26 protein-coding genes are annotated in these 26396 nt (G+C 71.4%); 10 read left to right on the plus strand and 16 right to left on the minus strand.

Annotated features, from left to right (window positions below; genetic code table 11):
- Positions 1-95: 95 nt before the first annotated feature.
- From C2865_RS35360 to C2865_RS39740, 6 genes are all read right to left on the minus strand, one after another.
- On the minus strand, positions 96-1508 hold the full coding sequence (locus C2865_RS35360; RefSeq protein WP_106403003.1) for an FHA domain-containing protein: 1413 nt from the start codon (positions 1506-1508) through the stop codon (positions 96-98).
- Positions 1496-2155, minus strand: coding sequence for a 4Fe-4S single cluster domain-containing protein (locus tag C2865_RS35365; RefSeq protein ID WP_106403004.1), 660 nt, complete (start codon positions 2153-2155; stop codon positions 1496-1498). The genes C2865_RS35360 and C2865_RS35365 overlap by 13 nt, the downstream gene beginning before the upstream one ends.
- Positions 2152-4005, minus strand: a complete 1854-nt coding sequence (locus C2865_RS35370; RefSeq protein ID WP_232835981.1) for an AAA family ATPase — start codon at positions 4003-4005, stop codon at positions 2152-2154. Before C2865_RS35370 ends, C2865_RS35365 begins: the two co-directional genes overlap by 4 nt.
- Positions 3995-5065 (minus strand): response regulator receiver protein, encoded by a 1071-nt coding sequence (locus tag C2865_RS35375; protein ID WP_106403005.1) that lies wholly within the window; start codon positions 5063-5065, stop codon positions 3995-3997. The genes C2865_RS35370 and C2865_RS35375 overlap by 11 nt, the downstream gene beginning before the upstream one ends.
- Positions 5066-5104: 39 nt before the next feature.
- Positions 5105-6667 (minus strand): serine/threonine-protein kinase, encoded by a 1563-nt coding sequence (locus C2865_RS35380; RefSeq protein ID WP_106403006.1) that lies wholly within the window; start codon positions 6665-6667, stop codon positions 5105-5107.
- 139 nt (positions 6668-6806) lie between these two features.
- Positions 6807-7346, minus strand: coding sequence for a DUF4352 domain-containing protein (locus C2865_RS39740; RefSeq protein ID WP_157964027.1), 540 nt, complete (start codon positions 7344-7346; stop codon positions 6807-6809).
- A 437-nt stretch (positions 7347-7783) separates the two neighbouring features.
- Between C2865_RS39740 and C2865_RS35390 the strand changes: the two genes are divergently transcribed.
- Entirely contained in the window at positions 7784-8155 is a 372-nt protein-coding gene (locus C2865_RS35390; RefSeq protein ID WP_157964028.1) for an ATP-binding protein, read from the plus strand.
- Between the two features lie 37 nt (positions 8156-8192).
- On the opposite strand, the gene C2865_RS35395 is transcribed toward C2865_RS35390, so the two are convergent.
- Positions 8193-8843 carry a response regulator gene (locus C2865_RS35395; protein ID WP_232835982.1) on the minus strand — a complete coding sequence of 217 codons (651 nt, stop codon included), beginning with the start codon at positions 8841-8843 and terminating at the stop codon, positions 8193-8195.
- Entirely contained in the window at positions 8840-9982 is a 1143-nt protein-coding gene (locus tag C2865_RS35400) for a sensor histidine kinase (protein ID WP_198653823.1), read from the minus strand. Before C2865_RS35400 ends, C2865_RS35395 begins: the two co-directional genes overlap by 4 nt.
- Before the next feature lie 149 nt (positions 9983-10131).
- Between C2865_RS35400 and C2865_RS35405 the strand changes: the two genes are divergently transcribed.
- The 3 genes from C2865_RS35405 (at position 10132) to C2865_RS35415 (ending at position 13488) form a co-directional block, all read left to right on the plus strand.
- Complete coding sequence (locus C2865_RS35405) at positions 10132-10746, plus strand: VanZ family protein (protein ID WP_106403010.1); 615 nt, start codon at positions 10132-10134, stop codon at positions 10744-10746.
- Positions 10747-10819: 73 nt separating this feature from the next.
- Positions 10820-11824 carry a metallophosphoesterase family protein gene (locus tag C2865_RS35410; RefSeq protein WP_106403011.1) on the plus strand — a complete coding sequence of 335 codons (1005 nt, stop codon included), beginning with the start codon at positions 10820-10822 and terminating at the stop codon, positions 11822-11824.
- 443 nt (positions 11825-12267) lie between these two features.
- Complete coding sequence (locus C2865_RS35415) at positions 12268-13488, plus strand: glycosyltransferase (RefSeq protein ID WP_106403012.1); 1221 nt, start codon at positions 12268-12270, stop codon at positions 13486-13488.
- Positions 13489-13614: 126 nt separating this feature from the next.
- On the opposite strand, the gene C2865_RS35420 is transcribed toward C2865_RS35415, so the two are convergent.
- From C2865_RS35420 to C2865_RS35435, 4 genes are read right to left on the minus strand one after another with little or no spacing between them, the layout of a single operon-like run.
- Positions 13615-14052 (minus strand): carboxymuconolactone decarboxylase family protein, encoded by a 438-nt coding sequence (locus tag C2865_RS35420; RefSeq protein ID WP_106403013.1) that lies wholly within the window; start codon positions 14050-14052, stop codon positions 13615-13617.
- Positions 14049-14900, minus strand: a complete 852-nt coding sequence (sigJ, locus tag C2865_RS35425) for an RNA polymerase sigma factor SigJ (RefSeq protein ID WP_106403014.1) — start codon at positions 14898-14900, stop codon at positions 14049-14051. Before sigJ ends, C2865_RS35420 begins: the two co-directional genes overlap by 4 nt.
- 41 nt (positions 14901-14941) lie before the next feature.
- Positions 14942-15946, minus strand: a complete 1005-nt coding sequence (locus tag C2865_RS35430; RefSeq protein ID WP_157964029.1) for an NHL repeat-containing protein — start codon at positions 15944-15946, stop codon at positions 14942-14944.
- Between the two features lie 48 nt (positions 15947-15994).
- A complete protein-coding gene (locus tag C2865_RS35435) occupies positions 15995-17233 on the minus strand; it encodes a benzoate/H(+) symporter BenE family transporter (RefSeq protein WP_232835983.1) in 1239 nt (412 codons plus the stop codon).
- 99 nt (positions 17234-17332) lie between these two features.
- On the opposite strand from C2865_RS35435, the gene C2865_RS35440 reads away from it, so the two are divergent.
- Positions 17333-17875, plus strand: a complete 543-nt coding sequence (locus tag C2865_RS35440; protein WP_106403016.1) for a helix-turn-helix domain-containing protein — start codon at positions 17333-17335, stop codon at positions 17873-17875.
- A 237-nt stretch (positions 17876-18112) separates the two neighbouring features.
- Here the strand turns inward: C2865_RS35440 and C2865_RS35445 are convergent, their stop codons facing one another.
- Positions 18113-18538: a hypothetical protein gene (locus C2865_RS35445; RefSeq protein WP_157964030.1), complete on the minus strand. Its 426-nt coding sequence runs from the start codon at positions 18536-18538 to the stop codon at positions 18113-18115.
- Between the two features lie 235 nt (positions 18539-18773).
- Between C2865_RS35445 and C2865_RS35450 the strand changes: the two genes are divergently transcribed.
- On the plus strand, positions 18774-19514 hold the full coding sequence (locus tag C2865_RS35450) for a sporulation protein (RefSeq protein ID WP_157964031.1): 741 nt from the start codon (positions 18774-18776) through the stop codon (positions 19512-19514).
- A gap of 262 nt (positions 19515-19776) precedes the next feature.
- Here C2865_RS35450 and C2865_RS35455 read toward each other — a convergent pair whose 3' ends face one another.
- The gene (locus C2865_RS35455) at positions 19777-20283 is read right to left on the minus strand and encodes a hypothetical protein (protein WP_106403019.1); all 507 of its coding nucleotides are present in this window, start codon (positions 20281-20283) and stop codon (positions 19777-19779) included.
- A 75-nt stretch (positions 20284-20358) separates the two neighbouring features.
- Between C2865_RS35455 and C2865_RS35460 the strand changes: the two genes are divergently transcribed.
- The gene (locus C2865_RS35460) at positions 20359-20724 is read left to right on the plus strand and encodes a VldE C-terminal domain-containing protein (RefSeq protein ID WP_106403020.1); all 366 of its coding nucleotides are present in this window, start codon (positions 20359-20361) and stop codon (positions 20722-20724) included.
- A 22-nt stretch (positions 20725-20746) separates the two neighbouring features.
- Here C2865_RS35460 and C2865_RS35465 read toward each other — a convergent pair whose 3' ends face one another.
- Together C2865_RS35465 and C2865_RS35470 are read right to left on the minus strand one after the other, a co-directional pair.
- Positions 20747-21400: a hypothetical protein gene (locus C2865_RS35465; RefSeq protein WP_106403021.1), complete on the minus strand. Its 654-nt coding sequence runs from the start codon at positions 21398-21400 to the stop codon at positions 20747-20749.
- A gap of 95 nt (positions 21401-21495) precedes the next feature.
- Positions 21496-22176: a DUF4282 domain-containing protein gene (locus C2865_RS35470; protein WP_106403022.1), complete on the minus strand. Its 681-nt coding sequence runs from the start codon at positions 22174-22176 to the stop codon at positions 21496-21498.
- Between the two features lie 290 nt (positions 22177-22466).
- On the opposite strand from C2865_RS35470, the gene C2865_RS35475 reads away from it, so the two are divergent.
- From C2865_RS35475 to C2865_RS35485, 3 genes are read left to right on the plus strand one after another with little or no spacing between them, the layout of a single operon-like run.
- On the plus strand, positions 22467-23297 hold the full coding sequence (locus tag C2865_RS35475) for a hypothetical protein (RefSeq protein ID WP_106403023.1): 831 nt from the start codon (positions 22467-22469) through the stop codon (positions 23295-23297).
- An 8-nt stretch (positions 23298-23305) separates the two neighbouring features.
- On the plus strand, positions 23306-25192 hold the full coding sequence (locus tag C2865_RS35480) for a fumarate reductase/succinate dehydrogenase flavoprotein subunit (RefSeq protein ID WP_106403024.1): 1887 nt from the start codon (positions 23306-23308) through the stop codon (positions 25190-25192).
- Complete coding sequence (locus tag C2865_RS35485; protein ID WP_106403025.1) at positions 25189-25959, plus strand: succinate dehydrogenase/fumarate reductase iron-sulfur subunit; 771 nt, start codon at positions 25189-25191, stop codon at positions 25957-25959. The genes C2865_RS35480 and C2865_RS35485 overlap by 4 nt, the downstream gene beginning before the upstream one ends.
- The last annotated feature ends 437 nt before the right edge of the window (positions 25960-26396 follow it).

Genomic DNA, 26396 nt, shown 5'->3' on the forward strand with positions numbered 1-26396 from the left:
CGGCCGGTGGCCGCGAGGCGCCGGATACCGCCGCAGAGGAAGATCACGGCGATTCCGCGGGTCCGGGGGTCTTGGGGACCCCCGGACCTCCGGCGTCAGTTGAGGTGCACCGTGCCGGTGACGTCGGCGGCGAGGCGGAGGGAGTCGCCGTCCTGGAGGAAGGCCTCCACGCCGGGGGAGAGGCGCTCGCCGTTGACGAACGTGCCGTTGGTGGAGCGCTCGTCGCGGACCTTGGCCACGCCCCCCTGGTCGACCCAGACGGTCGCGTGCTTGCGCGAGACGTTGTCGTACTGGGTGAAGGTGGACGCGGCGGGGGACTGGCCCGCGTCGCGGCCGAGGATCAGCTGCTGGCCGGCCGTGACCTTCAGCTCCCCGGTGGGGAAGCTCAGCCGCAGCGTCGGGCCCAGACCGCCGGGCCGCAGCGGCTTGAGGCAGACGTTGCACTGGGCCGCGGCCGGGTTGGCCAGCACGCTCTCGCAGTGCGGGCACATCGCGGCGGTGCTGTCCTGCGGCGGCATCAGCGTGCCGTCGCGGGCGGGCGGCGGATCCAGGTGGCCCGGACGGCGTCCGTACGGGTCCTGGGGCTGGCCGTAGCCCGGCTGGGGCTGCTGCCCGTAGCCCTGGGGTCCGGGCTGCCCGTAGCCCTGCTGGGGCTGGCCGTAGGGGTCCTGGGGGCCGGGCTGCTGGCCGTAGCCGGGCTGCTGGGGCTGGCCGTACGGGTCCTGAGGGCCGGGCTGCTGGCCGTAGCCGGGCTGCTGCGGCTGGCCGTACGGGTCCGGGGCGCCGGGCTGGCCGTAGCCCTGCTGGGGCTGGCCGTAGGGGTCCTGGCCCTGCTGGCCGAGCTGGTTGGGCTGGCCGTACGGGTCCTGGCCGCCGGGCTGGGCGTACGGGTCCTGGCCCTGCGGCTGGCCGTAGCCCTGCTGGGGCTGGCCGAGCGGCTGGCCGTACGGGTCCTGGCCCTGGGGCTGGCCGCCGTAGCCGCCCTGGCCCTGTTGGCCGAGCTGGTTGGGCTGGCTCTGCTGGGCGTAGGGGTCCTGGGGGCCGGGCTGCTGGCCGTAGCCGGGTTGCTGCGGCTGGGCGTACGGGTCCTGGCCCTGCGGCTGGCCGTAGCCGGGTTGCTGCGGCTGGGCGTACGGGTCCTGGCCGCCGGGCTGGGCGTACGGGTCCTGGCCCTGCGGCTGGCCGTAGCCGGGCTGCTGGGGCTGCTGGCCGTAGCCGGGCTGCTGCGGCTGGGCGTACGGGTCCTGGCCCTGGGGCTGGCCGTAGCCGGGCTGCTGGGGCTGGGCGTACGGGTCCTGGCCCTGCTGGCCGTACTGGGCGGGCTGCCCGTACGGGTCCTGCGCGGGCTGGCCGTAGCCGCCCGCCGGACCAGGCTGCGACGCGTAGGGCTGTTCCGCGGGGGCGGGACGCCGACGACGCCCGCGGGTGAGGTTGTTCCCGCAGGTCATGCAGATCAGGTCGCCAGGATTGTGCGGGGTCTGACAGACCTCGCAGGTCAGAGTCTCCATGAGGCCTCCCCGGCTCGTACTCCCGCCCCGTCCAGCACCGCGCTCAGACGATCCATGTCGCCTCGGCGCGGGATGCCGATGTAGTACACCCGCCGTCCTTCCGCACCGTCCTCGACGCACACCTGCATGCGCCGCCCGTCCATCTCGTCAGTCCCGTACCGCCTGCGTCCCAGGGGGGACAGCGGTATGAGTCGCTGGTTCGCCGATCCCCGGAGCGGGGATCCGTCGTTGAGCCGCTCCACGTACGGACCGGTCACCACAGCGTCGCACAGTTTAAGGATGTCCCGCGACTCCGGATCCCGGGAGAGCCTCGAGATTACATATCCGGAATAGACCAGGATGTCCAATGGACGTGACCTGCGCCACTCCTGCAGCCCCTCCAGCAGCTCCCGTAGCGCGCGGACCTGCTGGAACGGCTCCCCGCCGGAGATCGTGACCCCGTCCAGGTCCGGCAGGCCCGCCAGCCACTCCAGGACCGAGGCCACCGGCACCCGGTGGCTCTCGTCGGCCTCCCAGGTGTCCCGGGACAGGCAGCCGGGGCAGGCCAGCGTGCAGCCCTGGAACCAGATCCCGGCCCGCACGCCCGGCCCCAGCGCGGTCACCGGATGGTGCAGCTTGGCCAGCAGGACCGAGCCGCCGCCGCTCACGTCTCCTCGTCGGCGGAGTCGGGAGGCGTGGAGTCCAGCTCCAGCTCGACGATGCTGCCCTCGCGCCGGATGCCCCGCACCGTGACCCGCGTCCCGGCGGGCAGGTCGAGCTCGAACAGGGCGCGGGCCAGCGGGTTGACGAAATGCGACTCCAGGGCCATGCCGATGCCGCGGCCGCCCTTGTCGAGCTCGCCGGTGCACCACTCGCGCAGCGTGCCCATCACCTCGGACTTGACCGCCAGGCTGAGCCGGTGCTCCTCGGTGACCCGGCGGCAGATGTTCGCCAGCTGCATGTCGAAGATCCGCGACGCGGCCTCGGCCCCGATGAAGTTGAAGACGATCACGTTGTCGCCGAGCCGGTTGAGCAGCTCGGGGCGGTTGAGCGTCGAGGTGAAGTGGTCGGAGATCGCGCTCTTGATCCGGTGCTCGATCTCGGCGTACCCCAGCCCCGGCGTGACCGTGGCCGAGCCCAGGTTCGAGGTGAAGATCAGGATCGACTCGGAGAAGTGCACGGTGTGGCCGCGCCCGTCGGTCAGCCGCCCGTCCTCCAGGATCTGCAGGAACTTGTCGAGGATCCGCGGGTGCGCCTTCTCGATCTCGTCGAAGAGGATCACCCGGAACGGGTCCTCGCGCACCGCGTTGGTCAGCTCGCCGCCCGCCTCGTGGCCGATGTAGCCGGGCGGGGCGCCGATCAGCCGGTCCCCGGCGCCCTCGGCGGAGAACTCCGACATGTCGAAGCGCAGGTAGGCCGAGTCGTCGCCGAAGACCAGCTCGGTGATCGACTTGGCCAGCTCGGTCTTGCCGGTGCCGGTCGGGCCGGCGAAGAACAGCACGCCGCGCGGCCGGGAGGCGGACTTGGTGGCCTGCGCGCCCGACAGGCCCAGCACCGCCCGCTTGAGGATGTCCAGGGTCTTGGTGACGGCCTGGGGCTGGCCCAGGACCCGTTCGGGCACCCGCCGCTCGCCGTCCAGCACCCGGCGGCGCAGGTGGCCGCGCGACCACGGGTTGTCCAGGACGCCCAGCTTGTAGGTGCGCACCGCGTCGGGCAGGTCGGCCAGGTCGATGTTGCGCTCCTTGGCCAGCCGGGTGACCTCGATCATCGACTGGAGGGTCAGCCCGTCGGCCTGCTCGGCGAAGGCGTCGCAGGCCTCGGCGGCCCCCTGGTCGGCCTCGGGGTCGGCGGCGAACGCGCGGGCCAGCAGCCGTGCGGTCACCTGCCGGTCGCCCAGGTGCGGGCGGGGCAGCGTCAGCTCGCGGATGGCGTCGTTCTCGGCCGCCAGCCAGGCCGGGAGGTCGCCGGGGCGCTCCACCAGCCACAGGATCGGGTTGTAGAACGGCTTGGGCCGCACTCCCGGCACCCGGACGGGCCGGGCCGTGCGCGAGAGCTTCTCGCAGAAGCGGAAGAAGTCGCGCTCGGGCGGCTGGAGCTCGGTGGGGGAGGTGCCGATCCGGGACGCGCCCTCGATGAGGAAGGCCGCGCGGATCTGCTCGGAGGGCCGGGCCAGCGCCGCCAGGTGCTTGGTGAGCCCCTCCAGGGACGGCTTGGCGTCCCACTTGCCGAGCAGCTTCTCGGCGGCGGCGTGCGCGTCGTCGTCCTCGGGGAAGACGCGCAGCCCGTCGACCACGTCGTAGACGAGCATGCAGGACACCCCGCTGGACTGCAGCGCCTCCCACAGCAGTTCGCGCAGCGGCAGCAGCGCGATCTCGCCGCCGTTGGGGAAGAGGAAACTGTCGTAGAGGTTGCCCGACAGTACATACTGCGAGTGCACCGACAGGGTCGCGTCGAGCTCCCGGACGAACGGCGGCCAGCCCATGAGGCGGCCGCCGAGGGTGGGCTGGTCAGTGCTCACGTCGGCGTTCCCTCGGCTTGTTCTTCTGCTGCGTGGTGGTCGACGTCGATTGTGCACCCAACGGGAGTTCCTCGGCGCCGGGCTCCAGCCGCCAGGTGAGCTCCATGTCCAGCCCGTCCTCGCGCAGCCGCTCCTTGGCGGCCTCGAAGGCGTCGCACCACTCCCGTTCGCGCTCGGCGTCGCGGCGGCGGTCGTCCTCGCTCAGCGCCGGCCGGGTGCGCATCATCTTGGCGCGCAGGGTGGAGTCGTCCAGCTGCATCCGGACGGCCTGGTCGGGCCAGGCGGAGCGGGTCAGCAGCAGCGATCCCTCCACGGGGACGAAGGTGGAGAAGCCGGTGTCGACCTGGTAGCCGAGTTCTTCGAAGGTCCGCGTGATGGTCGACAGGATGTACTGGCGCTCGGCCTCGGCCTGGGCGAGCCTGTCCTGCTCCAGCGCCCAGGCCTTGAGGCGCTCCCGCTCGGCCCTGACGTTCCGGCCCGCCTCCTGGACGCGCAGGCGCACCTCGGTGAGCATGGCCTCGGCCTCGGCGTCCGTGGTGGCCTGGGCGACGCGCTCGGCGGCCTCCCGAACATGGAGGCGGTCGGCTTCGGCGGTGTCGTGGGGGAGCCGGGAGAGGACGCGGGCGAGGTCTTCACCGCGGTTCGCAGGGGTCTTGAGCTCGCGGGCGGTGCGGCGCCCGAGCTCCTCGGCGAGGGCGCTCTCGGCACGGGCGAGCGCCTCGTCGGCGGCGGCGCACCAGGAGACGAGCGCTTCGTACTCCTCCTCACCGGTGAACTCCAGCTCGGCGGGGAGGGGAACGGCGGCGTGCTCCCGGCGCCGGACGTCGCCGAGCGCACGGATCCGGGCGTTGCGGTCGATGACCTCGCGCAGCGCACGCTCGTACCGTTCGACCTCGGCGAGCGCCTCGGCCCGCCCGCCCGCCTTCTTCTCGGCGAGCGCGGCCAGCACCTCGGCCGTCTTCGCCCCGGCTCCGGCGCCCGCGCCGAGCAGCCGGTTCATCCCCAGGCTGGCGATCACCGCGGCGTCCAGGACGATCTCCGCCTCCACGCCACTGCTCAACTAGTGCCCCTTCCCGGTGCGCCCCGCATGCGTGCGGAGTCAGCCTTCTATGACTTCCCTGCGGCGCGCGGAGTTCGCCTCACGCCACCGATGGCTTCGCATACCCCCGCCGAGCGCGTGCCCGACGGTCGCCACCGCGACCAGCAGCAACCACAACAACCAGGCCAGCGAGCTGAGGATCGAGACCAGCACGAGCAGCATCAGCACGGGGATCATCGCCGCCAGCAACGCGACCCCGCATCCGCGCGCACCCGTCCGCCGTGCCGTGTTCGACACCGCCTGCGACGTCTTGGACAGCCCGCCGCTGAGGACCCTGCCGCCCTTGGCCAGCGCCGCCCACGGCCCCCCCGCGAGGTAGTCGGCACCCTGCTGCTGGGCGAGCGCGAGCTCCACGGCGGCCGAGACGAGCCAGGCGCCCGCCCCCACGAGCAGCATCAGCCCGAGCGGCACGGCCGAGGCCCGCTGCACGCCTCCGACACCGGCCGTCTCACCCGGCTGGGCCTGCCCGGCCATCGCCGAGACGGCGAAGCTCCCGGCGCTCCACAGCGCCAGGAAGGCCAGCGACCACAGGACCGCCCTGACCCGTGCCGCGTTCCGTCCGGCCTTCCTCTTGCCCTCCTGCTGCTCCCACAGCGCTGCCCTGCCCTCGGCCCGGTAGGCGTCCGCGGCCGCGTCCACGTCGGCGGGCAGCCGCGCGGGGGCCGGCGGGGCCTGCGGCGGCACGTACGGCTCCGCGGCCTCCTCCTGGACGGCGGGGGTCCCGCCCCGCAGCCATTCCGCGATCTGCGCGTACCCCCACCGCCGGCGCGGGTCCCGCGTGAGCAGCCCCTGGCAGAGCAGCCGCAGGTGCGGGTCCTGCACGTCGTCGTTCTCGATGGCCCGCGTGGCCAAGTGGTCCACGACCACGGTCTCGCTCAGCCCGTCGAACGGCCTCCGCCCGGTGATGAGCTCACGCGCGATCATCCCGAGCGACCACCAGTCCCGCGCCGGCGACACCTGCCCCGACAACGACTCCGGCGCCGCGTAGGCGAGCGTCCGGGAGGAGGAGGCGAACACCACGCTCTGCTCCAGCACCCGGCTGAGCCCGAAGTCGGTGATGACGAGCTCGCTCCCGCGCACCAGCACGTTCTCGGGCTTGAGGTCACGGTGCACGATGCCCGCGTCGTGCAGCGCCTTCAGCCCTTCGGCGAGCTGCGCCACGGCCGCGGTCGGGTCCACCCGCCTGGCCCGCGCCAGCCCCCGCAGGCTCCCCTCGGGCAGGTACTCGAGGATCTCGTAGTCCCGGCCGTCCGCGTGCCCGGTCTCCAGCACCCTGACCACATTCCGCGACGAGAGCCGCGGCAGCATCTCCCATACTTCCCGGTCGGCCGAGTACCCCCGCCGGTAGATCTTGACGACGTACCGCCCGGCCTCTCCGCCGTGCTCCCGCACCAGCAGCAGGTCGGACTCCGCTCCCTGGACGGGCAGCTCCCCCTCGACGGCGAACCGTGATCCGAGCGCCCCCGGCAACCGCACCAGGGAGTCTCCTCCCGCCTGCTGCGCCCCCGGCGCATCCCGGCTGGTGACTCCCGGATCCCGTCGCGTCCACTGCGGGTCGTCCACGCCGCGAGCCTACCGCCCCCGAACCCGGACGCACCCGGCACGACCGCTCCCAGCCGGACTGTGTTGTGTCACCACGGCCCGGCCGGCGGCCGCACCGCGCTGTACGGCCACCTGACGCCGGGACGGCCGGCGCGGCCGGTCAGCTCAGCGCCCACTCCCCGGTCTGGGGGGCCATGCCGCTGTCCAGCGTGATCTGCAGGGCCGCGGGCTTGACGTTCTTGGGCATCTCGAAGACGAGGTAGCCCTTGCGGCTCTTCCCGGGCGCCATCTTCACCAGGTCCACGAGCGGCCCCGCCGCGATCTCGGTGACGAGGATCGTGTTGTACTCCTGCCCCTCGGCGTCCAGGAGGACCGACCCGTTGGTGAGGGCGTCGTCGTAGACCACGGTGCCGACGTTCTCCAACGCGAGCCGCACGCCGACGAAACGCTGCCCCTTCTTGGTGGGCTTGGACCCGTCGGTGGCCTTGACGGCCTTGGGGGCCTTGAGCACGGTGACCGCGATCTTCAGATTCTCGTCGGTGCCCTTCAGCGTGATCTTGTCGCCCACCTTCGCGGCCTCCTGCTTCTTGTGCTGCGATCCGTTATCGGTCCCGTCCGGACTGGTCGTCACTTCGGAGGCGGCGCATCCGGACGAACCCAGCACGAGCGCGGCGGCCAAGACGGCAAGGGACTTCTTCATCGGAACTCTCCAGACCACGGTCAATGTCAACGTCTGAGCAGGCCGATTCTGGAGCGTTCCGGATGAACGACCTGTGCTGGTTGACGCAAATAGGTCAATTTCGATTTCCTGGCTTGTTTGACAGAATCCCGCAATTTGTCCACGGGAACTCCGTCCGCCGACCCGGTTCCCCGAGTCGCTCCGGGATCCGGAGGCCCGCACGCGGCAGGGTCGGATGTCCGGTTCTCTGGTCGGTCTCCTGTTTCCGACTTCCTTTCGAGAAAGTCCGGATCGGCGTCCGTTCGAGTTCACCCACGTGTTCTCTCGGCGTTCCTTGTCGGGATGTTCCGGGCGGCTCATACTCGAGGGCAGTTCGCTGATACGGGATCGTGTGACGAAGGAAGCCGGGGGCGATGTCCTGTCCAGGGCAGGGTGGTGCCGACAGGGAGACCGACTGCGTGCGTTTCGCCGCCTCGCCCGCTTCGGTGGGGTCGGCGCGGCGGCTGGTGCGGGCGCGGCTGCCGTCGTGGGGGCTGGAGGATCTCGTGGACGCCTGCGCGCTCGTGGTCAGCGAATGCGCCACGAACAGCGTCCGCGCCACGGAGGGCGACGGTGAGTCCGCGTTCGTCGTCGTCCGGCTCAGGCTCACCCCCACGCAGCTCTTCGCCGAGATCGACGACGCCTCTCCCGCGCCGCCCGTCACCAGAAGGGCGGGGGAGGACGCCGAGGATGGCAGGGGCCTGTTCCTCGTCGCGGAGTACGCCGACCAGTGGGGCTGGTATCCGACCACCGGCGGTAAACGCGTCTACGCCGCGTGGAACCTCTGCTGAACGGCTGCGGGCACCGGGACGCGGAGAGAGAGGGCGTTCAGCTCTCGAGGAGGCCGGACTCCCAGGCCCAGGCGGCGATCTCCACGCGGTTGCGGGCGGGGAGCTTGGCCTGCACGTTCCCCAGGTGCGTCTTCACCGTGCCGGCCGTGACGGAGAGCGCGGCGGCGATCTCCGCGTTGGTGAGCCCCCTGGCCACGAGCCGCACGACCTCCGTCTCCCGGGACGACAGCTCCACCTGCGGCTTCCGCGGCACGGGCTTCGTGCGCTGGAATCTGCGCAGCAGCCGCAGGGTGATGGACGGGCTGATGAGCGCATCGCCCGACGCGGCGGCGCGGACGGCCTCCACCAGCAGGGCGGGCCCGGCGTCCTTGAGGATGAAGCCGTGCGCTCCGCCGTGCAGCGCGCGGTGGACGTACTCGTCGTCGTCGAAGGTCGTCACCATGACGACCCTCGGCGGGGCGACGGCACCGGGCCGGTTGAGCAGGCGCAGCGCCTCCAGGCCGTCCAGGCGGGGCATGCGGATGTCCATGAGCACCACGTCGGGGCGGTGCCGGGCGGCCAGCTCCACCGCCTGCACGCCGTCCTCGGCCTCCGCGACGACCTCGATGCCGTCCTCGGCGGCGAGGATCATCCCGAAGCCGGTGCGGACCATGGCCTGGTCGTCGGCGATCATCACCCGGACCGTCACGGGGCGCCCTCCACCGGAAGGGACGCCTCGACGGCCCAGCCGCCGTCCGGTCCGGGCCCCGCCCGCAACGTGCCGCCGACCATGGACACCCTCTCCTCCAGTCCTTTGAGCCCGAACCCTCCGCCCGTGCCGTGCCGCCGCCGGCCGTCGTCGTGCACCCGCACGGCCACCCGGTCCGGGGCGCGGTCCACCAGGACCTCGACGGCCGTGCAGTCGAGCCCGTGCTTGCGCACGTTCGTCAGCGCCTCCATGACCACCCGGTGCACGGTCCCGGCCACCTCCGGAGGGAGCTCCCCGCTCCCTCCCCGTGCGGTGAAATGCGCCTTCACCCCGCCGGGCAGGGAGAAACCCCCGACGAGGGAACGCACCGAGGCCATATCCGGCGACGCCGTACGCGAGAGGCCTTCGCCGGACTCCCGCAGCATTCCCACCATGCGGCGCATCGACGTCAGGGTCTGGGCCCCGGCCCGTTCGATCTCCTCCAGCGCGGGCAGGACGAGTTCCGGCCTCTTCGCCGCGATGGTACGCGCCCCCTGCGCCTGTACGACGATGCCCGTCACATGGTGGGCGACGAAGTCGTGCAGGTCCCGGGCGAACTCGGCGCGCTGCTCCAGCCGCACGGTCTCCTCCCGCCGCCGCCTGTCCGCCGCGAACAGCCGCCCGGCGAGCCCCGCACCCAGCGCCATCATCGCGACCAGCGCGAGGAACAATGCGAGGACCACCCCGGTCTCCTGTACCCCGACCGCCATCGGCCGCAGCACGATCGCCGCGACCAGCACCGGAACGGCCAGGACGGTGCCCGCCGGAGCACCACGCCACGCGACGAGTGCCAGCAGGACGAGCAGAACGGCCGGCTCGGTGAACCCGAACGCGTCCGATGCCTCGGATCCGGGCCCCGAAACGGAACGAAGGACAGCCGTCCCGGCCAACGACACCAGCCCGGCCGCACAAGAAGCCACCGACAGGCCGCGGCCTTCCCGAGGCCAGGAGATGAGGAGGATCACGGCGGACGCCGCTGCGAGCCCCAGCTTGATCTCGCCCGCGAAGCCCCGGAACAGGTCGAACCGGAGGTCGATCAGTGCTCCGGAACCCGCCAGGACCACCGTCAGCACCGCGGTGAGCCGTCCTCCAGATCTCATGCCGGTGAGGCTAACCGCATTCCGCAGGTCAGCGGCTCTGCCGAAAGTCGTAGCGCAGGTGAGAGAGCTCGCTCTTTCGGGAGATCCGGAGCGAGAGGCCACCGGCCGAGACTCATCGGCGACAAGGTTCCCGAACCAAGGTTCACACGATGAAGAACTTCGATTTCGAGCTCGATTCCACATTCGTTCTGGGGCCGCTCCTGGTCGCCTTCTGCGTCCTCACGGTCGTGCGCGCCGTCCGGAGGCGCCCCGGCTGGACGGGCGGGCACGCCGCCGTCCGCCTCGTGGCGGCCTGCTACGCGGCGGCCGTCCTCGACCTCACGATCTTCCCGATCGCCATCACCTATGGCGAGTACGCCAACCAGACACCCTGGTACGAACTCGTCAACTTCATTCCGCTGCTCGTCGCCGACCTGACGTTCGTGCCCAACGTGGTCATGCTGCTGCCGCTGGGCTTCCTCCTCCCGCTCACGGCGGCCGGACCCGTCTCCTTGAAACGGGCCACGGGCCTGGCCTTCCTCGCCTCGCTCACCATCGAGGCGGCGCAGCTCCTGTGCTATCTGCTGTTCAACAACGGCCGCTCCGTCGACGTCAACGACCTGATCGCCAACACCCTCGGCGGCGCGCTCGGCTATCTGGCCTACCGTCTGGCGGCCCGCACGCCGTCCCTGAACGCCCTCCTGGGCCGCCTCACTCTGCCCGCCGCGGCCGAGGAGGGCCGGTCGACGCAGCCGAAGGCGAGCGTCGGTGAGACGGGAGGATGAGCGGGACTTCGAGGGGTGCGAGCGCCTTCAAAATGTTTTGTGCGGTGGATCGGCGTCTCCTTAAGATCCCCCGATGGGGCGCATCGTCATCGTGGGTGACATTCACGGCTGTTTCGAGGAACTGATCGAACTGCTGGAGAAGGTCGATCTCCGCCCGGACGATCTGCTGATCAGCGTCGGCGACCTGGTCGACCGCGGCCCGGATCCCGGCGGGGTGGTCGAGTACTTCCGGGAACGCCCGAACTCCGTCGTGCTGATGGGCAACCACGAGCGCAAGCACGTGCGGGGCGTCTTCTCCTACGCGCAGGAGATCACGCGCCTGCAGCTCGGCGACCGCTACGCCGAGACGGTCGACTGGATGCGGACGCTGCCCTACTACTTCGAGAACGAGCAGGTCCGCGTCGTCCACGCCGCGATGGTGCCCGGAGTCCCACTGGCGTCCCAGCGGGAGGAGGTCCTCTGCGGCTCGACGCGAGGGGAGCGGGAGCTGGCGGCGCTGTTCCCCGGCGGGCACTGGCACGACCACTACACCGACGCCGCACCGGTCGTGTTCGGCCACCACGTCACCGGGCGGGAACCGCTGATCCGCGACGGACGGGTCTTCGGCCTCGACACCGGCGCCTGCCACGGCTGGAACCTGACCGCCCTGTGCGTCCCGGGATTCACGGTCCACGCGGTCCCGGCGCGCGCCGACCACTGGGCGGCCGCCAAACGCCGGTGGCAGCTGCCCGTCCTGAAGAGCAGGCCGTGGCGCGACCACACCTGGCAGGAACTGGATCAGGCGCTCGGGCGGCACTCCCCGTCCGCCGACGCCGACACCCGCCGCTGGCTGGAGGCGCTCGAAGCATGGGCCGCGGACCTGCGGTCGGGCTTCCCCGCCCTGGTCTCCGCGGCGCGGCGCACCGCCGGCGGGCTCACCGCGGACGAGCTGCGCCGGCACCCCGCGGCGCCGGTGCTGTTCCAGGCCCGCGACGGCCGCCTCGACACCACCGCCCTGGCCCGGCGCTGCCCGACGCCCGCCAGGACCATCGCCCTGGCGGCGGCACTGGGCCTGACCCTGCCCGGCCCTCCCGGCTGAACCGCCGCCCGGCCCGCCCTGCCGGGCCGGGAGCGGGACGGCTGGCTCCGTGCTCCTTCGCCCGCCCGGGGCCGCCCCGCCGCCCGGGGCGATGACGGGCCCCTCAGTGATCTCGGCGACTCGGGGAAGGCCGGTTCGGGAACGCTCCGTGTGAACGGCTCGCGTCGACCGACACAAGTGCCGCATTTCGCGGTTCCCGTTCGACGTACGGATCCCCGAAATCCGTCCGCCATGGCGGTGGCCGACTCGTTCGGAAACGCGCCGTTCTCGTCGCCACTTTCAAGGTATAGCGGCACCGGGGGCTTGCGGCAAGACCCCGGTGCCGTCGCAGAATCGGGGTCCTTGAGCCGGGCCGGCACGGAAAGCGCCGGTCGCATGCAGATGCGGGCTCTCATTCACCATGCGGTCATTCAGGCCGTGATCGGAAATCAGGGAGAATCCACGTGCGTTTTCTGCTGTCCACGATAGGGACGCGCGGTGACGTCCAGCCGCTGGTGGCGCTGGCCATGGAACTGAGGGGACTGGGGCAGGAGGTCCACCTGTGCGTGCCTCCGGACTTCCGCGACTGGATCGACGGTTTTGCGATTCCCGCCACCGCCATCGGGCCCGAGTTGCGCAAGGCCGCGGCCGTCCCGTCGGCGCCGTCGGCCCCGCCCTCGCCGGAGCGGCTGCGCCTGCTGGCGAGGGACTCGGTCGCCGCCCAGTTCGCGACGGTCGCGGAGGCGGCCGAGGGCTGCGACGTCATCGTCGCCGCGACGGCCCTGCAGGTGGCGGCCCGCTCGGTGGCGGAACTGAAGGGCATCCCCTACGTCTTCGCCGCCTACTGCCCGGCGGTCCTGCCGTCGCCGCACCACGCGCCGCCGGTCCTTCCGGGACCGCCGCCCGCGGAGACCGGCGACCGCGGGCCGTGGGACCGGGACGCAGCACGCTTCAACGAGATGTTCGGTGACGCGCTCGACTCCCACCGCGCGTCACTCGGCCTGGCTCCGGTCGAGGACGTGCGCGGCCACATCCTCACCGAGCGGCCCCTGCTGGCGGCCGACCCGGTGCTGGCGCCCTGGCCCGGGCCCGCCGACGCGGGCGTCGTGCAGACCGGCGCCTGGATCCTGCGGGACCGGCGCCCGCTGCCTCCGGAGCTGGTGGAGTTCCTCCGGTCCGGTGAGCCGCCCGTCTACTTCGGTCTCGGCAGCCGCATGCACGCCCCGCAGGGCCTCGTCCGAGAGATGGTCGAGTCGGCCCGCACGCTCGGACGCCGCGCGATCGTCTCCCGAGGCTGGGCCGGCCTGTCCCCGGTGGACGACGCCCCCGACTGCATGTCCGTCGGCGACGTCGACCACCGGGCGCTCTTCGGGCGGGTCGCCGCCGTCGTCCACCACGGCGGGGCCGGCACCACGACGACGGCCGCCCTCGCCGGGACGCCGCAGGTCGTCCTCCCCCAGGTCTACGACCAGTACTACTGGGCGCAGCGGGTCCAGGACCTCGGCATCGGAACCGCGCACCCGTCCGCCGAGCCGACCGCGGAATCGCTGGCCGCGGCCCTCGACCGCGCCCTCCGCCCCGGTACGGCGGCCCGTGCCCGGGCCGTCGCCGCCGAGATGAGCGACGACGGCGCCGGGGCCGCCGCCCGGCACCTGGTCTCCTCGAACCTGCAGAGTCCGCCCTGAGCCGTTCCGGGCCCGTCTGAGCGGGTCAGGAGCCTCGGCCCCAGGGCTTCGGCGACGTCCGTCCGCGGCCGGTCCTGCGGCGTCCGCCCCGCCGCCCGCCGTGCAGGCGGGCGGCGGGGCCGGTGGTCACGGCTGGGGAGAGAGCCGGTTGATGACGCCCAGGCGGTTCATGGCGTTCATCTGGGCGATGGTCGCGATCAGTGCGGCGAGCAGTTCCTCCGGGTAGTGCGCGGCGGCCTCCTCCCAGACGGCGTCGGAGACGCCGTGGCCTCCGGGCAGGAGGGTGCCTTCCTCGGCGAGGGCCAGGGCGGCGCGTTCGGCCGGGGTGTAGAAGGGCGACTCGCGCCAGGCGGCGACGCCCCAGACGCGCCGGTCGTCCTCGCCGAGCTTCTTCAGGTCGGCGCTGTGGGAGTCCACGCAGTAGGCGCAGCCGTTGAGCTGGCTGATGCGCAGGTACAGCAGGTCGACGGTGGCGTCGGGCAGCCCGGACGAGCGGATGTACTTCTCGAGCGAGCCGAACGCCCGGTAGACGTCGGGGGCGGTGCTCCGCAGATCGATCCTCATGGGAGTTTCCTCAGCTTCTCAGGATTCAACTGGATGTCGATCTCGCGGATCCGGCCGTCGAGGACGGTGAAGCCGAAGACGCCGGTGACCGTGCCGTCCTGCACGCGCAGCAGCCCGGGAGCCCCGTTGACGGCCGCCGGGACGAACACCGCCGCCGAGGCGAACTTCGTCCGCACCCCGACGAGGAACCGGGCGACCCGTCCGGCCCCGACCACGGGGTTGCGCGCCGCGCGCACCCGCCCGCCGCCGTCGGTGCGCAGGACGACGTCCGGGTCGAGGAGGCCGAGCAGCCTCCCCAGGTCGGCGCCCGAGGCGGCCTCGGCGAACAGCGCGACCGCCCGCCGGTGCTCCGCCTCGTCCACGTCGAACCGGGGAGCGCGGGCGCGGACGTGCCGCCGCGCCCGCGAGGCCAGCTGGCGGCAGGCCTCGGGCGTGCGCCCGACGGCCTTCGCCACCTCGGTGAAGGCCAGCCCGAACACGTCGTGCAGCACGAACACGGTGCGTTCGGCCGGGCTCAGCGACTCCAGGACGACGTGCAGCGCCAGGCTCATCGACTCGTCCAGCGTCACCCGGTCGGCCGGATCGGGGACGGCTACGTCGGGTTCCGGCAACCAGGGACCGACGTATCGCTCCCTGCGGTGCCGCGCCGACTTCAGCACGTCGAGGGCGAGCCGCGACACCGTCACCACCAGCCAGCCCTCGACGTCCCCGTCCACCCCGGCCCGCCACATCCGCAGCCACGCCTCCTGGACGACGTCCTCGGCCTCGGCCAGGTCGCCGAGCACCCCGTAGGCCACCCGGACGAGCCGGGGCCGCAACGCGTCGAAGCCGGTCACGAGATCGTTCATACCCCGAGCACGAGACGGGCCGCCGGAGTGTGACATCGGGATCAGCCGTTGGTCAGGGAGACCGCCGCCTTGTCGCCGGGAGCGGTGCCGACCGCCCACAGGGCGCCGGGCAGGGGGTCGACGGCGTTGATCGTGTCGACGGGCAGGGACGCGGACCGCCACGCGGTGCCGTCGAAGCGGTGGACGGTGTTCTCGTCGACGCGCCACAGGGCGCCTTCGGCGTCGAGCAGGTACCTGGTCGCCAGGACGCTCGTGGGGATTTCGGGAGCCGGCGGAAGGGCGGTGGTGCCGCCGTCGGACACGCGTTTCACGGTCCGGTCGGGGGAGGAGTAGTAGTACAGGGCGTCATCGTCGACGGCCAGGAGGTGGCCCTCGGAGGCTCCTTCCGCCTCGACCCAGCCGTTGCCGTCCCGGCGGAGCGGCTTGTGGCCCACCAGGTAGACCTCGTTCGAGGCGGTCACATGGACGTCATGGACGAAGTCGTCGGGCACGGCGTGGACGGCCCATTCGCCAGCCTTCCAGTGGAACACGCACCTGCCGCCCCAGGAGGCCCAGGCTTCGTCGGTTCCCGCGGCGGTCAGCTGGAGCTTCGCGCGCGAAGCGGTACTCGGGCAGTCCCCCGCGGGCAGAGCGATCTCGTTCCACTTCTTCCCGTCCCACCGGAAGATGCGGGCCTGGCCGTTCTTCATTCCAGAGACCCACACGTTGCCCGAGGCGGACGCGTCGAGGTCCGCCAGTTCGTAATTCCACGTGACGGGAGGGTTCTTCGTCTCCCAGAAGGTTCCGTTCCAGCGCTTGAGGGTCGTGTTGGAGTTGCATGTCGTCCCGGCGCCGAGGAAAGGAATCGACCAGTCGTAGCAGGTCTGCCCCGCGTAACCTCCGACCCACACTTCCTCGGGTCCCAGGGCGGCGACGTGGGAGAGCCCCGAGTCGGGCACCATCTGCGGTGCTCTGGTGACACGCCACGGTCTTTCTTCGGCGTACGCGGCCGGAGCGAGCATTCCGACGGCCAAGGCGGCCGCCGCGACGATGAGTGTTCTTCTCATGGCGGTCATGCTGTTCTCCCGTCCGCTGTTTTTCTTGTTCGGGGAACGTCAATCAGCCTCGGAGATTTTCTGTTCTCTGGACACTTCCCCGCTTTCGTCAATCCGCTGGATGCGGTCGGCGGGCACGGGCCGTCGCGGGGAACGCGAGGTGAGCCGGTGGTAGGCGAGGCCGGTGACGAGGCCCCAGAAGGGAGCGCCGACGCCCAGGACGGTGATGCCGGAGGCGGAGACGACGAGGGCGATGACGGCGGCCTCGCGGGCGTCCGGGTCCTGGACGGCCGCGTGCAGGGAGGCGGCGAGGGCGGCGAAGAGGGCGAGGCCCGCGACGGACTCGATGAGCAGCGGCGGCGCGGTGGAGGCGAAGGAGACGGCCAGGCCCGACATGAGGCCGAGGAGCAGGTAGACGACGCCGCCGGTGACGGAGGCGATCCAGCGGCGGTCGGGATCGGGGTGGGCGTCGGGTCCGGCGGCGAGCTGGGCGGTGATGGCGGCGAGGTTGATGGCGTGGCCGCCGAACGGGGCGCCCAGGAGCGTGCCGGCCCCGGTGGTGGTGAGGACGGGGCGCAGGTCGGGCCGGTAGCCGTTCGCCGCCATGACGCTCATGCCGGGGACGTTCTGGGACGCCATCGTCACGATGTACAGGGGGAGGGCGATGCCGATGAGCGCGTCGGGCGACAGGGCGGGCCACTCGAAGGACAGGACGGGCAGGACGCCCGCCATGGGCGGCGCGCCGGGGGAGCGGGTGAACCAGATGGCGGCGATGGCGACAGCCAGCGCGGCGGGCACGGCCCAGACCTTCGTGCGGGCGAAACGGCCGAGCACCAGCCAGGTCAGGACGACGGGGATCGCGGCGCGCGGGAGCTCGGCGACGGCCTTCACCGGCGCGAGGCACAGCGGGAGCAGGACGCCCGCGAGCATCGCCGACGCCAGCGGGACGGGGATCGCCGCGAGCAGCCGGGCGAGCCGCGCCGACAGTCCGGTGAGCACCAGGAGCACCCCGGTGACGGCGAAGGCGCCCAGCGCCTCCCGGTAGGTGATGTCCCGGCTCACCCCGGTCGCCAGCAGGGCCGCTCCGGGCGTCGACCAGGCGATGCTGATCGGCATCCGGTGGCGCAGCCCCAGGTAGACGGCGCTCAGGCCCATCGTCACCGACAGGACGAGCAGCCCGGACGCGGCCTGCCGCCCGTCCGCGCCGATCGCGCGCAGCCCGGCGAGCACGACGGCGAACGAGCTGGCGAAGCCGACGATCGCCATCACGATCCCGGCGAGCACCGGTTGCAGCCTCACCCGTTCCCCCTCACAGCGCCGTTCCGTTTACGGAACAGCGAGCATACCCGGAGTGTTCCGTAAACGGAACGGTGCGGCCGTCCGGCATGCTTGGGCACCATGACCGACGGACAGGGCTTCGCCGCCGAGATAGGGCGGCGCATCCGCGACCTCCGCCGGACCCGCGGGATCTCCCTGTCGGAGCTGGCGCACCGCGCGTCCGTCGGCAAGGCGACGCTGTCCGCGCTGGAGTCCGGCACCCGCAACCCCACGGTCGAGACGCTGTACGCGATCACGGCCCAGCTGAACGTCCCGCTCGCCTCCGTGCTCACCGACCCGGGCGTCCCCGCCGCCGAGGCCGTCCACGGCGAGGCCGTCACCGCCGAGCTGCTGGAGACGTTCGACGACGGTGGCCGCACCACCGAGCTCTACCGGCTGCGCATCCGCCCCGGCCGGCGGCAGGTCTCCCCGGCCCACCCCGAAGGCGTCACCGAACACCTGACGGTCTTCACCGGCACCGCCCGGGTGGGCCCCCTCGACGCGCCCCTGACCATCCCCGCCGGGGCGCACGCCTCGTGGCGTTCGGACGTCCCGCACCTCTACGCGACCGAAACGGACGAAGAAGTGCAGGCGGCACTTCTCATCCGGCATCCCCGGGCCTGAAGAAAGAACGGCCGATGGCCGTATCCGGACGCGGCCGAGGGCCGACCGTTCGCCCGGCTCGGCGGTGCCGGGGCATCCGCTCACCCTGGGGTCCGCGGCCCTCAACTCCGCGAGCGGGACGTGAAATGCCGTACCAAGGGAAAAGGGCCCTGGGACCCGACCGGAGGCCCGTTCCACGGAAGCCAAGGCAAGAGGAAGCCTTTTCGGAGAGCGGGGAGGTCGTCGCGGATGGCGGCGTCAGCGGAGGCGAAGCCCTCGTAGCCGCTGCACGTCGGGATGGTCGTCCCATCCGCGTTCCCGGCAGGACCGAAGCAGGGCGTCGCAGGCCGGTGTCAGGGAGCGGACGAACTCGTCCGCGGCGAGCACCACCGTGCGGCCGCTCCCGTGCGCGTTGGCGGTGACGGAGACGGATCCGTCTTCGAGAGCGGTCAGGTTGAGCCAGAAGGGGCCGTCGAAGAAACTCACCCTCCTGCGCCGACCCGGCTTCGCGCGGGCGTCCCCGGCGGCTTCGATCAGTTCGGCGACGAAGGCGACCGGGAGGTCGTTCCAGTTCCGCTCGGGGAACGGCACGCCCGCGAGTTCCACCCAGACGCCTCCCCAGATGACGCCCGATCCGGCCGGTTCGAGCGACGCCGTGTCGCAACGCAGTTGGAGTTCCATCATTCAATTTCAGACTGGAAGCGGCTTCCATCCGGCGGATTTTCTCGTTCACTCATATCTCGATCGTCAGTCCGTTCGCCTTCCCGTGGAGCTTCACCCTGTCGTCCGGCCATCGTGGAGTTCCGTGAGGTCTGCCGGATCGAGGGCGCGGAACGGGGAACCCGGGGTCGCGGTGACGCGTCTGTTCAGACGATCGGGAAGAAGCTGGACGAGATTCGCCTTTCAGAAGGAGAAGAACGTGGCATTCCGGAAGTTCCTTAGCTCGCTCGGCATCAACGCGCCCGGTGTCGACACGGTGCTGGACACCCCGGTGGTCACGCCGGGCGGCACGTTGCGGGGCTCGATCAGGGTGCGGGGCGGCGGGGCGGATGTCCGGATCGAACGCCTGAGGGTCGAACTGGTGGTCCGGGTGGAGGCGAACGAGCCGGACGCGACCGGCTGGCACGCCCCGGGAGTCGTGCACTCCTACGAGATCGACGCCTTCGACCTGCCCGAGGGGAAGACCCTCGACTTCCCGCTGGCCCTCGAAGTGCCCTGGGAGATGCCCCTCACCCACGCCCTGGGCCTGCCGCTCAAGGGGGCACGCGCCGCCATCCGCACCACCGTCGAGATCGACAACGCCCTCGACAAGGGTGACTTCGACGAGATCGACGTGCACGCGCTCCCCGCCCAGGACGCCTTCTTCGCGGCATACCGGGACCTCGGCTTCCGCTTCGACGAAGCGGAGGTGAAGCACTACCGCTGCCAGGGCGGCGACAACCAGACCCTCCCCTACTGCCAGGAACTGGAGTTCTGGTTCCCCGCCGACTACGGCCTCGCGCCCGGCTCCCAGCTGGAGACCCTGCTGATCGCCAGGTCCGACTCCCTCGACCTGATCACCGGCACCAGCGGCCCCCACCCCTTCTCCTACGCCGGCCTCACCGCCGACTCCGCCACCGAGTGGCTCGACGCCCACCTGCGCGGCCTCTTCCAGCGGTGAACGGCGCACGGTGCGGGACCCGGCGGTCCGCACGCCGTCAGTCGCCGTTGAACAGAAGGCGGCGATGGGCCTGAGCCCGACCAGATCGAGCGCCTCCCGGACGCCGGCCTCCGCGAGCCGGCACATGGCTCCGATGGAGGCGTAGGCCGGAACGTCGTCTGCGGCGCAACGGACGCCCTCCCCGGAAGCCGGCGAAAGGCCGTACCAAGGGAATCGGAGGGCGAAGGGTCCCGGGACCTGACCGGGGCCCGTTCCGCCGGGATCAGGGGAGGGCGCAGGCGCCTCTCAGGGAGAACGGGGAGGTCCAGGCGGGGAGGTTGTTGCGGATGGCGGCGGGGTCGTCGGTCTCGTAGTCGGGGACGCGGGGGGCGAGGCGGGGGACGTCGGCGACGTAGAACTCGGCGCGTTCGGCGGTGAGGCGGAGGCGGGCCTCGGGGAGGAAGACGAGGTCGAGGGTGAACAGGCCGTCGGAGGCGCCGGGGACGGAGGACGCCACGGTCCAGGCGCTCGGGGGGACGGGGCGGGAAGCGGCGGTCCAGGTGAACTCGCGGACGCCGTGGGCGACGAGGAGGGCCGCGTCGCCCTTGGTGAACTCCATGGTGGTGCGCAGTTCCAGGAGCAGACCGGCGCGGGAGACGAGGGTCTCGACGCGGGTGTCCAGCAGCTGGGCGTCGAGGAGGACGTCGGGTTCGCGCAGCGGGTCCCGCTCGGGCAGGGGGGCGGTCTCGGGCTCGGCGGTGCCGTGGAAGAGGTCTTGGGCTCGCAACATGGATGAGGCCTCCGAGGGGGAGAGGTCTGCGGCCAGGTCCTCCTGATCATAAACACGGTTGTCCCGTCAACGGCGGTGGACTCTCCGAAGCCGCCGCACGGTCTGCCGCGGGCTTCTGGAGTTCGACGCGGGCTCAGCCCCTCTCATGAGGAGGGGAGCGGTCTCCAGAAGCCGTACACCCGCCAACGCGCTTCTTCCCAGACCGCCTCTCCCCATCGGCCCTCGGGGATCCGCCTCCCTCCCGTTCTGATTCGCGCGACAGGTGCGAAGGCCGAGGACTGCCGGCCGCTGGAGCAGGCCGGGAACGCCGAGGAACGGGGCATCCACTACGTCATCTGGAAGCAGCACGTCTGGAACATCGACCGCGCCGGAGAGGGCCGGCGCCCCGTGGAGGACCGCGGCAGCATCACCCAGAACCACGTGCACATCTCGATGTACTGACCCGCGCCCGGTCCGTGCCGTCTCAGCCCAGGGTGAAGGAGGCGAGGACCGGGTCGGTGACCGTCGGGGTGAGGGTCTGCGGGGAGCCTTCGAGGGAGACGTAGCAGTACTCGTCGGCGGAGACGGGGACGCGGACTTCCACGCTCTTGTAGGCGACCTGGTCGTGGTTGCGGGTGCCCGTCTGGGTGATGCGGAGCGCGGGCCTGCCGCCGACCTGGGTGTCCTCCGCCTGGGCGCCCTCCTTGGCCTGCGCCTTCTTGCGCAGGGACTCCAGGTCGCTGCCGGTGAGGCCGCCGGAGTCGCAGGCGGCGCTCAGGTGGTGGGCGAAGGAGCCGGTGGCCGAGGCCGGGTCGAGCGCCCAGACCGCGCCCTTGTCCTTGAGTTCGGCTTGGAGGTCGGTGATCAGGCCGCCGAAGGGGTTGTCCTTGACGCCCCAGGAGACCTGGACGAGCTCGGAGGTGTCCGTGGCGGGGTCGACCCGGCTCCATCCGGCGGGGACGGTGACGGTGAGGCCGCGGGATCGCAGCACCTGCCCCTGGGCCGGGGGCTGCCCGGCGGGCGGGGAAGCGGACGCCGGGGCCTTCGACGCGGGCGGCGTGCTCGCGGACCGATCGTCCTGGCAGCCGGTGAGCAGCAGGACGCCGGCGATCGTGCACAGTGTGACGCGGGTGGACAAGGGAGGCTCCTGGGATGAGGGGGATCGCCCAGGAGTAGAGACCGGCTTCCGCCCGGAAGTTCGCCCGCGGCCTCTTCCGGCCGTCCGCGGCGGGATCAGCGGCCGGGGCCCGAGGTGTTGCGGCGGATCTTCTGCAGCTCCTCGGTGATCTTGAACTGGTTGATGACGAACTCCAGCGCCATCCGCACCAGCAGCACCTGGAACAGCCAGAACAGCGGGGCGATGACGATGGCCGCGTAGAAGGGCCAGTCGGCTCCGTCGTCGTAGGGACTGGAACCGCCCAGCCCCCAGATGCCCAGGAACAGGAACAGGCTGATCAGCGTGATGACCGCCAGGGACAGCAGGTAGAAGCCGCGGATGAGCATCGGGGTGACCATCGCGTCGAACCGGGTGTCCAGCAGCGCGCCGAAGAAGCCCTTCTTGCGCACGACGGGGTGCCCCTGCGACTGGCCGGGACCCGGCTGGCCCGGCGGTCGGTTCTGCGGCGGGAACGCCTGCTGCGGGCCGGTGTGCCCCTGCTGCGGCAGGGCGGGCTGCGGGCCGGTGTGGCCGGGCGGCACCTGCTGCTGCGGTCCGGTGTGCTGGGGGCCGGGCTGCCACTGGCGCGGCGCGCTCGGCGGCTGGCCCTGCTGACCGGGTTGCCCCTGCTGGGCGGGCTGCTGGCCCTGCTGGCCGGGCGGGTTCTGCGCTCCGGGGGGTCCCGGCTGCTCGGGCGGGGTGGGGCCGTATCCGTACTGCTGGGGGTTGAACCTCGGCTGTTCGGACGGGGTCGTCATCCACCTGCTCCTGTCATCGGGGACCTGCGTCCACCTTAGAACGCACGGCCCGCGCGGGACGGCCGGACACGGACGAGGTTCTTCCGGGCGAGAAGAGGGAAAGGGCATAACCGGCAAAGCGTCTGTCCTAAACCAATTCCCTGCAGATGTCCTGTCCATAGCCTACGGCTATCAAAGAGGGGGAGAGCATATGTGATGAGCATCACAGCTAGATGACTCGGTGTTAGCTGTGTCACATCAGCTGAGGAAGAGCGTAAGGTCGCCTTCCTCAGAGCCCTGAGGAGGCTGCGATGGCTACGGTCGATGCGCCCGCGAAGACGCGGGCGCGGATCTCGGCAAAGACCTTCCGTACCGACAACTGGCGCAAGTATCCGTATGTCACCTTCATTTTCTTCACCGCCTGGGTCGCCTACGCGACGGTCCGCGCGATGTGGGGCGGGGCGTTCTACGTCCCCGAGTACAACTATCTGACGCCGTTCTACTCGCCCTGCGTGAACGATGCCTGCCGGAACATCACGTTGGACGGGGTGACGGGAGACGCCGCGCACTTCGGCACGTTCGTACCCGCGAACGTGCCTTTTTTCATTCCCTACGCCCTGCTCTCCCTGCCGTTCCTGCTGCTGTTCCGGTTGACCTGCTACTACTACCGCAAGGCCTACTACCGGTCCTTCTGGGCGTCCCCGCAGGCCTGCGCGGTCCGCGAGCCGCACGCCAAGTACACGGGTGAGACGCGCTTCCCGCTGATCGGGCAGAACCTGCACCGGTACTTCTGGATCGCCGCGGGCCTCATCTCGCTCATCAACACCTATGACGCGATCCTCGCCTTCAAGGGCAAGGACGGCGGGTTCGGCATCGGCCTGGGCAGCCTCATCCTGCTGGCCAACGTCATCCTCCTGTGGCTGTACACGCTCTCGTGCCACTCCTGCCGGCACGTCATGGGCGGCAGGCTGAAGAGCTTCTCCAAGCACCCCGTCCGCTACCGCCTGTGGACCTGGGTGTCGAAGATCAACGCCCAGCACGGCATGTACGCCCTCATCACGCTCGGCTCCCTGGTGGTCGCCGACTTCTACGTGATGCTCGTGGCCAGCGACACCATCAACGACTTCCGCTTCTTCAACTGAAGGCCCTCATGACAGAAATCGAACGACACTCCTACGACGTCGTCGTCATCGGCGCGGGCGGCGCGGGTCTGCGGGCGGCGATCGAGGCCCGGCTGCGCGGCAAGAAGGTCGCGGTCATCTCCAAGTCGCTGTTCGGCAAGGCGCACACGGTCATGGCCGAGGGCGGCGCCGCCGCCGCGATGGGCAACGTCAACAGCAACGACGACTGGCAGGTGCACTTCCGCGACACCATGCGCGGAGGCAAGTTCCTCAACAGCTGGCGGATGGCCGAACTCCACGCCAAGGAGGCGCCCGAGCGGGTCTGGGAGCTGGAGGCCTGGGGCGCGCTGTTCGACCGCACCAAGGACGGCAAGATCTCCCAGCGCAACTTCGGCGGCCACACCTACCCCCGCCTGGCGCACGTCGGCGACCGCACCGGCCTGGAGCTGATCCGCACCACCCAGCAGAAGATCGTCTCCCTCCAGCAGGAGGACCACGCCGAGTTCGGCGACTACGAGGCGCGCATCAAGGTGTGGGCCGAGACGACGGTCACCAGGCTGCTGAAGAACGGCGACCGCATCTGCGGCGCGTTCGCCTACGTCCGCGAGACGGGGAAGTTCGTCGTCTTCGAGGCCCCGGCCGTCGTCCTGGCGACCGGCGGCATCGGCAAGGCGTTCAAGGTGACGTCCAACTCCTGGGAGTACACCGGCGACGGGCACGCGCTGGCGATGCTGGCCGGGGCGACGCTCATCAACATGGAGTTCATCCAGTTCCACCCCACCGGCATGGTCTGGCCGCCGTCGGTCAAGGGCATCCTCGTCACCGAGTCCGTGCGCGGTGACGGCGGGGTCCTGACGAACTCCGAGGGCAAGCGCTTCATGTTCGACTACATCCCGGACGTCTTCAAGGAGCAGTACGCCACCACCGAGGAGGAGGGCGACCGCTGGTACACCGACGCGGACAACAACCGGCGCCCGCCGGAGCTGCTGCCGCGCGACGAGGTGGCCCGCGCGATCAACTCCGAGGTGAAGGCGGGCCGGGGATCCCCGCAGGGCGGCGTCTTCCTCGACGTCTCCTCCCGGATGCCCGCCGAGGAGATCATCCGGCGGCTCCCGTCGATGTACCACCAGTTCAAGGAGCTGGCCGACGTCGACATCACCAAGGAGCCGATGCAGGTCGGCCCGACGTGCCACTACGTCATGGGCGGTGTCGAGGTCGACCCCGACACCGGCGCGGCGCTGGTGCCGGGCCTGTTCGCGGCGGGGGAGTGCTCGGGCGGCATGCACGGCTCCAACCGGCTGGGCGGCAACTCGCTGACCGACCTCCTGGTGTTCGGCCGCCGCGCCGGCGGCGGGGCCGTCGACTACCTGGAGGCGCTGGAGGCCCCGGTCGAGGTGCCCGACGAGGTGGTCCACGCCGCGGCCTCCGAGGCGATGGAGCCGTTCAGCCGCCCCGGCGGCGAGAACCCGTACGCGGTGCACGCCGAGCTCCAGCAGACCATGAACGAGCTGGTGGGCATCATCCGCACCGAGAGCGAGCTGCAGGCGGCCCTGGAGTCGCTGGACAAGCTGCGCGAGCGGGTCGCCGCCGTCGGCGTGGCCGAGGCCGGGCCCGGCGGCCGCGGCTACCACCCGGGCTGGCACCTGGCCCTGGACCTGCGCAACATGCTGATCGTCTCCGAGTGCGTGGCCAAGGCCGCGCTGGAGCGCCAGGAGTCGCGCGGCGGCCACACCCGTGAGGACCACCCGTCGATGTCCTCCGAGTGGCGCAAGGTCAACCTCGTCTGCCAGTGCGACGAGCAGGGCAGGGTGACGCTGCGCCGCCAGCCGATGGACCCGATGCGCGAGGACCTCCTCGCCCTCTTCGAGACCGCAGAGCTGAAGAAGTACCTCACCGACGAGGAGATCCCCTCATGAGCTATCTGGCCAGGTTCCGCGTCTGGCGCGGAGACAGCGGCGAAGGCTCGCTGCAGGACTTCGAGGTCGAGGTGAACGAGGGCGAGGTCGTCCTCGACGTCATCCACCGGCTGCAGGCCACCCAGACGCCGGACCTGGCGGTGCGCTGGAACTGCAAGGCCGGCAAGTGCGGCTCCTGCTCGGCCGAGATCAACGGCAAGCCGCGGCTGCTGTGCATGACCCGCATGTCGACGTTCACCGAGGACGAGACCATCACGGTCACCCCCGTCCGCACGTTCCCGGTGATCCGCGACCTCGTCACGGACGTGTCGTTCAACTACGAGAAGGCACGGCAGATCCCGGCGTTCGACGGCGGCGACGTCAAGCCCGGCGAGTTCCGGATGCAGCAGATCGACGTGGAGCGCTCGCAGGAGTTCCGCAAGTGCATCGAGTGCTTCCTGTGCAACAACGTCTGCCACGTCATCCGCGACCACGAGGAGAACGAGCCGCAGTTCGCGGGCCCGCGCTTCCTCATGCGCATCGCCGAGCTGGAGATGCACCCCGCGGACGTCCAGGACCGCCGTGAGATCGCCCAGAACGACCACGGCCTCGGCCTGTGCAACATCACCAAGTGCTGCACCGAGGTCTGCCCCGAGCACATCAAGATCACCGACAACGCGCTGATCCCGATGAAGGAGCGGGTGGCGGGCAAGAAGTACGACCCCCTGGTCTGGCTGGGCTCCAAGCTCGGCATCGTCCGCAAGGGCCAGGACACCCCCAGCGCCTGAGGCCCGGCCCGTCCGAGGCGCGGCCCGTCCGAGGCGTGGCCCGTCCGAGGCGCGGTCTGCCTGAGGTGCGGCTTGTCCGTGGCGCGGTCCGGCCCGTCTAAGGCGCGGCCCGCCTGTGGCGCGGTCTGCCTGAGGTCTGGCTCGCCTGTGGCGCGGCTTGTCCGTGGCGCGGTCCGGCCCGCCCAAGGTGCGGTTCGCCCGTGGCGCGGCTTGCCCCAGGTCCGGCCCGTCCGAGGCGCGGACCGGCCCGAGGTGCGGCGTGAGGCCCCCGCCCCCGTGCGGGGGCCTCACGGCGTCTCAGCCCGGGGGCGCGGCGGTCAGGGTGCCGCGCGGGCGGCGGAGGACCGGCTCGTCCTGCGCCGGGTACGGGTGGTTCATGAAGCGGGCGGGGTGCCCGGCCCGCCGGAGGCCGGCCGGAGCGCGCCGTCGGGCGGCTC

It is taken from the genome of Actinocorallia populi (assembly GCF_002995495.1).
Taxonomy (GTDB): domain Bacteria; phylum Actinomycetota; class Actinomycetes; order Streptosporangiales; family Streptosporangiaceae; genus Actinocorallia; species Actinocorallia populi.